The organism is Xenophilus sp., from assembly GCF_044462705.1.
Lineage (GTDB): Bacteria > Pseudomonadota > Gammaproteobacteria > Burkholderiales > Burkholderiaceae_C > Xenophilus > Xenophilus azovorans.
On record NZ_JBIQNC010000168.1, the window covers coordinates 1 to 10730 of the forward strand.

13 protein-coding genes, 1 tRNA gene and 2 pseudogenes are annotated in these 10730 nt (G+C 68.6%); 4 read left to right on the forward strand and 12 right to left on the reverse strand.

Features of this window, described 5'->3' with window-relative positions:
- Positions 1 to 376 precede the first annotated feature (376 nt).
- Complete coding sequence (locus ACIY1X_RS20200) at positions 377 to 778, forward strand: carotenoid oxygenase family protein (RefSeq protein WP_399683991.1); 402 nt, start codon at positions 377 to 379, stop codon at positions 776 to 778.
- 358 nt (positions 779 to 1136) lie between these two features.
- On the opposite strand, the pseudogene ACIY1X_RS20205 reads toward ACIY1X_RS20200, so the two are convergent.
- From ACIY1X_RS20205 to ACIY1X_RS20220, 4 genes and pseudogenes are all read right to left on the reverse strand, one after another.
- Positions 1137 to 1487: pseudogene (locus ACIY1X_RS20205) on the reverse strand (phage tail tape measure C-terminal domain-containing protein); the annotation flags it as partial.
- Positions 1484 to 2062, reverse strand: coding sequence for a hypothetical protein (locus tag ACIY1X_RS20210; protein WP_399683993.1), 579 nt, complete (start codon positions 2060 to 2062; stop codon positions 1484 to 1486). The pseudogene ACIY1X_RS20205 and the gene ACIY1X_RS20210, both read right to left, overlap by 4 nt.
- A gap of 187 nt (positions 2063 to 2249) precedes the next feature.
- Positions 2250 to 2654 (reverse strand): hypothetical protein, encoded by a 405-nt coding sequence (locus tag ACIY1X_RS20215; RefSeq protein WP_399683996.1) that lies wholly within the window; start codon positions 2652 to 2654, stop codon positions 2250 to 2252.
- Between the two features lie 3 nt (positions 2655 to 2657).
- Positions 2658 to 2999, reverse strand: coding sequence for a helix-turn-helix domain-containing protein (locus tag ACIY1X_RS20220; protein ID WP_399683997.1), 342 nt, complete (start codon positions 2997 to 2999; stop codon positions 2658 to 2660).
- Between the two features lie 135 nt (positions 3000 to 3134).
- On the opposite strand from ACIY1X_RS20220, the gene ACIY1X_RS20225 reads away from it, so the two are divergent.
- Positions 3135 to 3392: a hypothetical protein gene (locus tag ACIY1X_RS20225; RefSeq protein WP_399683999.1), complete on the forward strand. Its 258-nt coding sequence runs from the start codon at positions 3135 to 3137 to the stop codon at positions 3390 to 3392.
- Between the two features lie 7 nt (positions 3393 to 3399).
- On the opposite strand, the gene ACIY1X_RS20230 is transcribed toward ACIY1X_RS20225, so the two are convergent.
- The 7 genes from ACIY1X_RS20230 to ACIY1X_RS20260 all read right to left on the reverse strand — a co-directional run bounded on the left by ACIY1X_RS20230 (position 3400) and on the right by ACIY1X_RS20260 (position 9166).
- Positions 3400 to 3861, reverse strand: a complete 462-nt coding sequence (locus ACIY1X_RS20230) for a hypothetical protein (RefSeq protein ID WP_399684001.1) — start codon at positions 3859 to 3861, stop codon at positions 3400 to 3402.
- Complete coding sequence (locus tag ACIY1X_RS20235; RefSeq protein ID WP_399684003.1) at positions 3861 to 5078, reverse strand: tyrosine-type recombinase/integrase; 1218 nt, start codon at positions 5076 to 5078, stop codon at positions 3861 to 3863. Before ACIY1X_RS20235 ends, ACIY1X_RS20230 begins: the two co-directional genes overlap by 1 nt.
- A 176-nt stretch (positions 5079 to 5254) precedes the next feature.
- Positions 5255 to 5344, reverse strand: a tRNA-Ser gene (locus tag ACIY1X_RS20240).
- Between the two features lie 60 nt (positions 5345 to 5404).
- Positions 5405 to 6736: a serine--tRNA ligase gene (gene serS, locus ACIY1X_RS20245; protein WP_399684006.1), complete on the reverse strand. Its 1332-nt coding sequence runs from the start codon at positions 6734 to 6736 to the stop codon at positions 5405 to 5407.
- Between the two features lie 35 nt (positions 6737 to 6771).
- Positions 6772 to 7743: a threonine/serine dehydratase gene (locus ACIY1X_RS20250; RefSeq protein ID WP_399684009.1), complete on the reverse strand. Its 972-nt coding sequence runs from the start codon at positions 7741 to 7743 to the stop codon at positions 6772 to 6774.
- The gene (ispH, locus tag ACIY1X_RS20255; RefSeq protein ID WP_399684011.1) at positions 7740 to 8705 is read right to left on the reverse strand and encodes a 4-hydroxy-3-methylbut-2-enyl diphosphate reductase; all 966 of its coding nucleotides are present in this window, start codon (positions 8703 to 8705) and stop codon (positions 7740 to 7742) included. Before ispH ends, ACIY1X_RS20250 begins: the two co-directional genes overlap by 4 nt.
- A 2-nt stretch (positions 8706 to 8707) precedes the next feature.
- On the reverse strand, positions 8708 to 9166 hold the full coding sequence (locus ACIY1X_RS20260) for a peptidylprolyl isomerase (protein WP_399684014.1): 459 nt from the start codon (positions 9164 to 9166) through the stop codon (positions 8708 to 8710).
- A 73-nt stretch (positions 9167 to 9239) separates the two neighbouring features.
- Between ACIY1X_RS20260 and radC the strand changes: the two genes are divergently transcribed.
- Together radC and ACIY1X_RS20270 are read left to right on the forward strand one after the other, a co-directional pair.
- Entirely contained in the window at positions 9240 to 9917 is a 678-nt protein-coding gene (gene radC / locus ACIY1X_RS20265; RefSeq protein WP_399684016.1) for a DNA repair protein RadC, read from the forward strand.
- Between the two features lie 31 nt (positions 9918 to 9948).
- Positions 9949 to 10617: a Smr/MutS family protein gene (locus tag ACIY1X_RS20270; protein WP_399684018.1), complete on the forward strand. Its 669-nt coding sequence runs from the start codon at positions 9949 to 9951 to the stop codon at positions 10615 to 10617.
- Positions 10618 to 10632: 15 nt separating this feature from the next.
- Here ACIY1X_RS20270 and ACIY1X_RS20275 read toward each other — a convergent pair.
- Positions 10633 to 10730 (reverse strand): annotated as a pseudogene (locus tag ACIY1X_RS20275) (globin); the annotation flags it as partial.

The following is a 10730-nucleotide window of genomic DNA, read 5'->3' on the forward strand; positions in this document are numbered from 1 at the left end:
GGCGTGCTCTGCGCCATGGCCACGGCCGTGCCGGCCAGGAGCGCCGCGGCGATCGCCGGACGCAGGAGGGAAGCGATGATGGGACTGCGGTGTGACATGTGATCTCCTTGTGCAGGCAAAACGTCGATCGGGTCGTCGACGCTTGCATGCTGCGGCCAGCGGCAGCCGAGCCACCGTCGTCTCCATCCCTGCAACCGTGTAGGAACGCCATGCCCGTGGGTCAGCGGATGCCGACACGCGCGGGGCCGCCGGCACGGCGATGGCGGCGGCAGCTTCAGCCGGACGGTTCCACTGTGCGGAAGCGCGCACGCCGCAGGCTTCTCCGCCGCCGCGGCGGTCCGGAGAATGCCCAGCGGAATCTCCCGGCGCCGCACCCATGCACCACATCCTCCGAACCGTTCCCAACACCCTGCCGGCCGACACCGACCACCCGTTCCTGCGCGGCCCCTACGCACCGATGTTCACCGAGTGCGTGGCGGACACCGCGAGCATGAAGGTCATCGGCGAGATCCCGCGCGACCTGCACGGCATCTACGTCCGCAACACCCACAACCCCGTGCACGAATCGCTCGGCATCTACCACCCCTACGACGGCGACGGGATGCTCCACGCGATGCACTTCGAGGACGGGCGCGCCACCTACCGCAACCGCTTCGTGGAGACCACCGGCTTCCTCGCCGAGATGGCGGCGGGCCGCGCGCTGTGGCCCGGCATCCTCGCGCGTCCTGCGCGTGCGCCGCGGGCAGCGGCACGGCGGCAGCGGCCGCAGCGCGGATGAAATGACGTCTGTGCATGGCGGTCTCTGGAATGGACACGCATTCATTCTGGAAACGGCGGCTCGCCGGCACACCGGAAAGTCCGCGCGGCTTCCGTACGGCGGAACCGCGCAGGATGGCCGACGCCCGGAGCGCGGAGCACCGCGCGAGGGCCCGGCTCAGAAGACGTGCTTGACGCCGAGGTAGGTATAGCGCGAGGTGAACCCGGTGGTCCACCAGCTTCACGAACATCGGATTGGACTGCGTGCCCATCTTGCCGACGCCACCGAGGCTCACGCCCAGGTAGTCCTTCGCAAGACCGGCGAGCGGCCCGACGATGTTCTCCTGCACGAAGGCCCGGGAGAGGTCGTTGCCGATGCCTTCGAGAAGCGCCTTGCCATCGAAGCCCTTGCCGGTGAGGAGGTTTGTGAACTGGTCCTCCAGGCTCTTGAGTCCGTTGCCGACGATCTCCTCCATGTGCTTGGCCTTGTTCATGGCCTCGTCGTAGTAGTTGGCGAAGGCTTCGCTGGCGCCGTTGAGCCAGTCCTTCTGCGCCTCCTCGATGGCCTTGGTGCGCTCCTTGTACATGTCCACCTCTCGGGTGTAGGTGTCCCGCGCAACCTCGATGTACTGGTTGTACGTCGCCTCGTTGATCTGCTTGCGGCGCAGCTCGCCCTGGAGTTGGATTTCCTGTTCACGCAGGCGGTCGCCAATCGAGCCGAGGGCGTTCATGCGGCCTCCGCGACAAGGTCAAGTTGCCGGGCCGAAGACACCCGTTTTTGGGGCTCTTGAACACCACCGCTTTCGGGGGTCTTTGCATGATCCGCACCCGGTGCGGATCGAAGGGGAACCCCGGGTCCACCTTCTTGTCCCGCGGGACACGGGCGGGGCGGCTGCGTGACATGGCGTGACAGTGCCGCCTGAGCGTCCCTGAGAACCTGCTCCGCGATGTCGGCCAGGGCAGCGGATTGCGCGATCTCGATGTTCACGTCCTCATGCCCGGCCTGGCTCACGCCCATGATGTTGTCGTGCAGTTGCGAGCACCGCGTCTCCAACATCTCCAGCCAGGGGATCAGCCTCTCAAGATCGGCGATGGCCTGCGCAGCCCGTTCCCGCTCTGTCCGCAGCATGTCCGCATCGGAAGCGGACACCTCGCGGACAAGGCCCAGCTTCTCAGCCATCAGGCGAAGCTGGCAGGGATGGACATCGACTACGGCGCTCTCGCCAAAGCTCTCGTCTTCCAGCCGCAGGTTGCCGTTGGGCAGCAGCGCGATGGACAGGCTCGGAATCTCTTCGGCCCAGGTCATGCCGCACCGCCTTTCGTGGCGGCCCCGAAAATTGAGGCGCTTAGTGCAGAAACTGCACAAGAGAGGCCCCCTACAGGTGCAGAAACTGCACAAGGAGCCTCATCTCTAGGTGCAGAAACTGCACCTGTACGACCCCAATTTCGCCGTCTCCCTTGTGCAGAAACTGCACAACATCTAGAGAAGCCATCTACAGGGGCTGCTTCAGTCTCTTGTACCCACCACGAGGGAAGGCATTGACTGGCATTTCCATGTCGGGGCACCAGTCCAGCGGCCACCACGTGCAGGCGAACCATGCCGAGGTGCTGGGGAACTTGCCCATGCGGGTTTCGACCACCAGCGACTCGCTGGCCAGCAGTTCGCGCTTGGCGTCCAGCAGCGTGTTGTTCGACCGCCAACCCCGCTCCTCGGACATGAACTTCCAGCCCGCCAGGAGTCGCCCGTTGTTGTCGCCGCAGTACTGAGACGCGATGTCCAGCAAAAGCGCCCTGGCGGACGATCCAAGGGCCTTGTAGGGCTCGCTTTCCATGACGGGGACCGGGATCATGATGAACCGGCCGGCGTCCCGTCTGTCCTTCTTGAACTTGGAGGCCATGCATCACACTGCCTCCTGCGGTTCGCCGCGCAGCGTGTACAGAGCGGCATTGGCGTGGGTGTAGCCGTAGCCGTCTGTCAGCGTCACGCGCTGGGTTTCGATCTCGTAGCCCAAGCGGTCCCGAAGCTCCTTCACGCGAGCCGGCGCCTGATAGCACCCCAGCCGGCGCAGGTCATAGCTGGTCTTGGGACCACTGCGCAGGGCGGCAAGGATGCGCTCGCGCTGGGCCGTGCCGGTGGTGGACTTCGACCGCAGGATGGCGGTACGATCAAGGCTCTCGTTGGTATTCCTCTTGGCCCCTCGGTCGTTGGCGCGACCTTGGGGCTTTTCATTTGCGTCCTTCATGAGGTTTCCTCCTTATCGGCGCAGGTTCTTTTTCATCGCGGCAGACATGCCGTAGGCGAGGCTGTCAGTGATCGACCTCACCATGTCGCGGTAGGTGTCCGCTTGTTCGGCCAGGTAGTCGCGGATCACGTCGAAGTGAAAGGGGATCAGCGGGCCGATTTCGGGGTGCGCGAACAGAGCGGCGGCGAAGGCATCGGGGCCACCATCGCCGTCAACGAAGTCCAGCAGCCCGCGCAGCAGGTCGCCGCTGCACGCACGCTGCGCTCGCTCACGTTCAGCATCTCGGCGGCCTGGGCTTGGCTGATGCTGTGGTCCGGCAAATTTGCCGGACCTGCCTTGTGCTGGTTGTCGCCGGCCTTGAGGTTGGCCAGCTTCGCCGCCACGGCTGCCTGAGATTGGACTACAGGGGCGAGTGCGGCCCGGCGACCTCTTCGTGAAGCACGCCGATGGAGGACCGCGCGAACGCTTGAATGAAGAAGAGATGAGCGCGTATCTGTCCGGCTTCGTGCGTGTAGCGCCACTCCTCGAAGGTGCGGCGGCACTTCTTCAATTCGGCCCAGAAGCTCTGATCAGAGTAGTCCGGCCCACGGATCTTGTCGATGGACGCAGCAGGCAAACTCTTGCACAGCGCCTCCAGATCGTGGCCGTGCGTAATGATCCCAAGGTGATGACCCTGCAAGCCCTTCAATGCCAATTCGGAGGCTAGAGCGTAGTTGGTCATCTGCGGAGCCAGCAGCCATGACTCCGGCTTCTGCATATCCATCTTCGATCTGCAAAGCTCAGCGGCGAAGTGAAACTCCTCGGCCGACTTCAGGAGCTTGCGCACCATCGTGGCATCTGCCGCTATCGATTTGCCGGCCATCACGCCGCCTTGAATGGAAGCACCTTCGCGCCCGCGCGCAGATGGTCCAGATGATCGGCCCACTGCTGCATCATCTTCCGGCGCTGCGGTAGGTAGGTGGCGAAGTTGTACGCGGCCGAAACTTCGTCGCGCTCAGCGTGGGCCAACTGCAGTTCGATGATGTCGTGCCGGTGCCCCTGCTCGTGCAGGATCGTGGACGCGACACCGCGGAAGCCGTGCCCCGTCATCCTGCCCTTGTAGCCCATGCGCTCCAGCGCCTTCAGGATCGTGTTGTTGCTCATCGGCTTCTCGTGGTCGCGCTCGCCAGGGAACACCAGGCCAGACAGGCCGCGAAGTTCGTGCAGGCACTTCAACACCTCGACGGCCTGCTTGGACAGCGGCACGATGTGCGGCGTCTTCATCTTCATCCGCTCGGAAGGAATGCGCCACTCGGCAGCGTCGAGGTCGATCTCGTCCCACCGCGCGCCGATCAGCTCACCAGTGCGAACGAAGGTCAGCGCCATCAGCTGCATGGCAAATCGGGTGTACGGGGCGCCTGCGTAGGCTTCCATCTTGCGCAGCAGTTCGGGAAGCTCCTTGGCGTCCAGCCGCGCATAGTGCTGCTTCACGCGAGGCTTGAGGGCGTCCGAGGGCTTCACGTCGGCGGCAGGGTTGCGCTCAGCCATGTCGTGGGCGATGGCGTACCGAAAGACCTGGCCACACGTCTGCAATGACCGCTTGGCGATGTCCAGCGCGCCGCGCTTCTCGATCTTCTTGGCCATCGCCACCAGCCTTGAGGCCGTGATTTCGGCGACGGGCATCTTGCCCAGGTCCGGGAACACGTCCGCCTCCAGCCGGCGCAGCACGTACTCGGCGTGCCGGGCGCTGCGCGCGTCCTTCCAGTGGTCGAACCAGGCCCGGGCGACGGCCTCGAAGGTGTTGTCCAGCCGTACCCGCTCGGCAAGCTGGGCGTCCTTCTTCACGGCCACCGGGTCACGCCCTGCCTTCAGGGTCAGCCGCGCATCGTCACGTGCGCGCCGGGCCTGCGCCAGGCTGATCGCGGGATAGCTGCCGATGGCGAGGCGCTTCTCCTTGCCGGCGAAGCGGTACTTCCAGCGCCAGAGCTTGCCGCCCGTGGGCACAACTTCGAGGTAGAGCCCGCCACTGTCGGCAAAGCGAGCGCGGGACTTGTCAGGCGGGCACTTGGCGTTCTTGCACGCGGTATCGGTAAGCGGCATGGTGGGGGAATCTCCAGAAAACCGGGGGCATCTTGCTCCCCGTTCCCCCAAATTTGCCCCCTTTTGGCCGTGGCTGTCAAAGCACTACCGTGGACTACCGTGCATGAAAAAGCCCCGTCTAGCGGGGCTTCTGGGGGTGGCCGGTGGTCTGTAATGGACCATCATGGGCCTAGTCCTGGCGGAGAGGGTGGGATTCGAACCCACGGTACGCTTGCACGTACGCCTGATTTCGAGTCAGGTACATTCGACCACTCTGCCACCTCTCCACAAGCTGCAAATTTGTCGAAGCTTGCGATTCTAGCAGAGAGAATCGCTCCGGCCCCGCTTCAGGGCCGCAGTTCCTCCAGGCCACCCAGGTAGGGCTGCAGGGCCTTGGGCACGGCGATGGAGCCGTCGGCGCGCTGGTGGTTCTCCAGCACCGCGACGAGCGTGCGGCCCACCGCCAGGCCCGAGCCGTTGAGCGTGTGCAGCAGCTCGTTCTTGCCCTGCGCGTTCTTGAAGCGCGCCTGCAGCCGCCGGGCCTGGAAGGCCTCGCAGTTGCTCACCGAGCTGATCTCGCGGTAGGTGTCCTGTGCCGGCAGCCACACTTCCAGGTCGTAGGTCTTGGTCGAGCCGAAGCCCATGTCGCCGGTGCACAGCAGCACGACGCGGTAGGGCAGCTCCAGCGCCTGCAGCACGGCCTCGGCATGGCGCGTCATTTCTTCCAGCGCCTCGTAGCTCTTCGCGGGGTGCGTGATCTGCACCATCTCGACCTTGTCGAACTGGTGCTGGCGGATCATGCCGCGCGTGTCGCGCCCCGCGCTGCCCGCCTCGGAACGGAAGCAGGGCGTGTGCGCCGTCAGCTTCAGCGGCAGCTGCGCCTCGGGCACGATGGTGTCGCGCACGTAGTTGGTCAACGGCACTTCGCTGGTGGGGATGAGGTACAGCGCCTGCGTGTCGGGCACGGGCTCGCCTTCCTGCCCGCCCTTCCTGGCGGCGAACAGGTCGCCCTCGAACTTGGGCAGCTGGCCGGTGCCGCGCAGCGTGTCGGCGTTGACGATGTAGGGCACGTAGCACTCGGTGTAGCCGTGCTGCTGTGTCTGCACGTCGAGCATGAACTGCGCGAGCGCGCGGTGCAGCCGTGCGATGGGGCCCTTCATGAAGGTGAAGCGCGCGCCGGCGATCTTGGCGCCGGTCTCGAAGTCCAGCCCCAGCGGCGCGCCGAGGTCCACGTGGTCGCGCGGCTCGAAGGCGAAGGCGGGTGCGTCGGCACCCTCACCGCCCACGGGCGCCCAGCGGCGCACCTCGAGGTTGTCCTTCTCGTCCTCGCCGGCCGGCACGCTCTCGTGCGGCAGGTTGGGCACGGCCAGCAGCAGGGCCTGCAGCTCGGGCTGCAGTTCGTCCAGGCGGACGGCGGACGCCTCCTGCTCCGCCTTGAGCACGCCGACCTCGGCCATCAGCGCATCGACCGGCTCGCCCTTGGCCTTGAGCGGGCCGATCTGCTTGTTCAGCGCGTTGCGCCGGGCCTGGATCTCCTCGGTGCGGGTCTGGAGCTGCTTGCGCTCGGCCTCGAGGGCGGTGAAGCGCCCGATGTCGAGGTACGGCTGGTTCTTTTTTCGGGTTTCGAGTCGCGCGACGACCGAGGGCAGGTCCTTGCGCAGCAGGTTGATGTCGAGCATCGGGCGATTCTAGGGAAAGGCCCGATGCCGGCGCTTCAGCCCAGCGTGGCGGGATCGACGTTGGCGCCGCAGATGACCAGGCAGGTGGCGGTGCCGGCCGCGGGCCGCCAGGCGCCGCTGTGCAGCGCGGCCAGCGGCAGCGCGGCGGCGGGTTCGACGGCCAGCTTCATCTCGCGCCACAGCCACTGCTGGGCGGCGCGGATGGCGTCGTCGGACAGCAGCAGCGCCTCCTGCACGTGGCGCTGCGCGATCCGCCACGCCAGGCTGCCGATGCGGCGCGCGCCGAGCGAATCGGCGGCGATGCCGCCCACCTCCACGTCCACCGGCTCGCCCGCCTCGCGGGCGCGGAACAGGGTGGGCGCGGCCTCGGGCTCCAGCGCGACGATGCGCGAGCGGCCGGCCAGCGCGGCCGCCAGCCCGCCTGCCAGGCCGCCGCCGCCCACGCTCACCAGCACCGCGTCGGGCGCGGCGCCGGCCTGGCGTTCGATCTCCAGGCCCAGCGTGCCGGCGCCGGCCACCACCTCGACCTGGTCGTACGCGTGCGTGAGCAATGCACCCGTGGCCTGCTGGCGCGCCAGGCAGGCGGCCAGGGCATCGGCATACACCTCGCCCACCACGCTGACCTGCGCGCCCAGCGCGCGCAGCCGCTGCCGCTTGGCCTCGGACGAGACGCCGGGCAGGAAGACTTCGCAGCGCACGCCCAGGTGCCGCGCCGCCGCCGCGGTGGCGATGCCGGCATTGCCGCCGGAAGCCACCACCACGCCCGCCTCGGGGATGTCGCCGGCCAGCAGCCGGTTGAGCATGCCGCGCGCCTTGAAGCTGCCGCTGGTCTGCAGGTGCTCCAGCTTCAGCCAGACCTCGCCGGCGCCCTCCACGCCCAGCGCCGCCGCGGGCAGGCGCCACAGCGGCGTCTCGCGCAGGAAGGGGCCCACGTGCCCGCCCAGCCGGCGGGCGGCGGCGCCGATCTCGGCGTGCCAGTCGATGTCGTCGTCGATGTGCTGCGTCATGAGATGTGCTGCGGCGGCGGGATGTCGTCGAGCCGCAGGCCCTTGGGCAGCGGGAACTTGGTCTTCTCCTCGATGCCCGGCATGGAGCGCACCGACACCGCGCCCAGCGCGCGGATGCGCTCGATCACCTCGGCGACCAGCACCTCCGGCGCGGAGGCTCCGGCCGTCAGGCCCACGCGCGAGCGGCCGTCGAACCATTCGGCCTGCAGCTCGGCCGCCGAGTCGACCATGTGCGCCGGCGTGCCCAGGCGCTCGGCCAGCTCGCGCAGGCGGTTGCTGTTCGAGCTGGTGGGGCTGCCGACCACGATGACGATGTCCACCTGCGGGCTCAGCAGCTTGACGGCGTCCTGCCGGTTCTGCGTGGCGTAGCAGATGTCCTGCTGCTTGGGCTCGCGCACCTTGGGAAAGCGCGTGCGCACGGCGGCGGCGATCTCGGCGGCATCGTCGACGGAGAGCGTGGTCTGCGTCACCACTGCCAGCTTCTCGGTCTGCGCGGGCTGCACCTTCGCCACGTCCTCCACGTCCTCCACCAGGTGGATGCCGTGGTCGAGCTGGCCCATCGTGCCCTCGACCTCCGGGTGGCCCTTGTGGCCGATCATGATGAACTCGTAGCCCTCGCGCGCCAGCTTGGCGACCTCGACGTGCACCTTGGTCACCAGCGGGCAGGTGGCGTCGAAGATGGAGAAGCCCCGCGCCTGCGCCTCGGCCTCCACCGCCTTGCTCACGCCGTGGGCGCTGAAGACCAGCGTGGCGCCCGGCGGCACCTCGGCCAGGTCCTCGATGAAGACCGCGCCCTTGGCCTTCAGCTCGTTGACCACGTAGGTGTTGTGCACGATCTCGTGGCGCACGTAGATGGGCGCGCCGAACTTGGCGAGCGCGCGCTCGACGATCTCGATGGCGCGGTCCACCCCGGCGCAGAAGCCGCGCGGCTCGGCCAGGACGATCTCATTGACGCCGCCCATGTTCACAGCACGCCGATCAGTTGCACCTCGAAGGTGACGGGCTGCCCGGCCAGCGGGTGGTTGAAGTCGAAGCGCACCGCCGTCTCGCTGGTCTCCATCACCGCGCCGGCGTAGCTGCCGGCACCGTCGGGCGTGGGGAACTGCACCACGTCGCCGGCGTGGTACTGCTCGTCCGGGTCGCCCATCTGCGCCAGCAGCGAGCGCGCCACCCACTGCTGCATCTCGGGGTTGCGCTCGCCGAAGGCCTCGCCGGGCGGCAGCTCGAAGGTCCGGTGCGCGCCCTCGGGCAGGCCCAGCAGGCGCTGCTCCACCGCGGGCGAGAGCTCGCCCGTGCCGAGCGACAGCGTGGCCGGCTTGTCGCTGAAGGTGTTGATGATGTCGCCGGCCGGGCCGGCCAGGCGGTAGTGCAGCGTGAGGAAGGAGCCGGGCTGCACCACCGCGTCGGTGGTGTGCGAAGACAAGGGAAGCGCCCCGATAAACTGGACCGGCGATTTTAGAAGAGGGGTGCTTCCCGCGCCCCCGGGGAGGAGATCCGTGAACCTGACCGACCTGCCGGCCGACGCCCGCCCGCGCGAGAAGCTGCTGGCGCGTGGCCCCGCCGCCCTGGGCGACGCCGAACTGCTGGCGCTGCTGCTGCGCACCGGCGTGGCCGGCTGCAACGTGCTGCAACTCGCGCAGCGCCTGCTGGACGAGTTCGGCGGCCTGGCCGGGCTGCTCCAGGCCGGCGCCGAGGACCTGCGGCGCATCAGGGGCCTGGGCGGCACCGCCAAGCGCGCCGAGCTGATCGCCGTGCTGGAGCTGGCGCGCCGCGCGATGGCCCAGCAACTGGGCGAGCGCACGGTGTTCGAGGCGCCCGACGCCGTCAAGCGCTACCTGCAACTGCACCTGTCGGGGCACGGGCACGAGGTGTTCGCCGCCCTCTTCCTGGACAGCCGGCACCGCCTCATCGCGCTGGAGGAGCTGTTCCGCGGCACGCTGGCGCAGACCAGCGTGTATCCGCGCGAGGTGGTCAAGCGCGCCCTGCACCACCACGCCGCCGCCGTCGTGCTGGCGCACAACCACCCGAGCGGCAGCGTGCAACCCTCGCGCGCCGACGAGACGCTGACGCAGACGCTCAAGGCCGCGCTGGCGCTGGTGGACGTGCGCGTGCTGGACCACGTGATCGTCGCGCCCGGCCAGGCCCTCTCGATGGCCGAAGCCGGCCTGCTCTGACCCTCGGCGCAGTGCGTGCGACACTGCCCGCATGCCTGCCAAGACCCCTGCCCTCAAGAGCCTGGCCGAGCTGAAGCAGGTGCAGCGCGCCCTGGCCAAGCAGCGCGAGCGCGAGGCCGCCGAGGCCGCGGCGCGGGCCGCCGAGGCGCGGCGGCGGGAGGCCGAGCAGAACCTGTTCGCCCGCGCCATCGGCGCGGACCGCGGCGCCACCCGCCCGCTGCGCCACAAGCCCGCGGTGGTGCTGTCGCCCGCGCCGCCGGCGCCGCGGCCGGTGCAGCAGCAGCTCGACGCCGCGGCGGTGCTGCGGGAATCGCTCTCGGACGAGTTCGACGTCAGCACGCTGCTCGACGCCGACGACCAGATGAGCTTCCGCCAGCCCGGCATCGGCACCGACGTGACGCGCCGGCTGCGCGCCGGCGAATGGAGCATCCAGCGGCAGATCGACCTGCACGGCCTGCGCAGCGACGAGGCGCGCGAGGCGCTCGGCGCCTTCATCCGCACCGCCCACCGCCAGGGCGTGCGCTGCGTGCGGGTGGTGCACGGCAAGGGCCTGGGCTCGCCCGGCAGGCAGCCGGTGCTCAAACTCAAGGCGCAGCGCTGGCTGATCCAGAAGAAGGAGGTGCTGGCCTTCGTGCAGGCCCGCCCGGCCGAGGGCGGCGCGGGGGCGCTGGTGGTGCTGCTGGCGCCGGCGGGACGCTGAAGGCCCGGCGGGCGCTCAGCCGCCCTTGTTGCGCATCCAGTCCGCGGTCTGGAAGAAAGACTGGGCCAGGCGCGTGCGCAGGTCCTCGGGCACGCCGGTCTCGTGCATGGCCT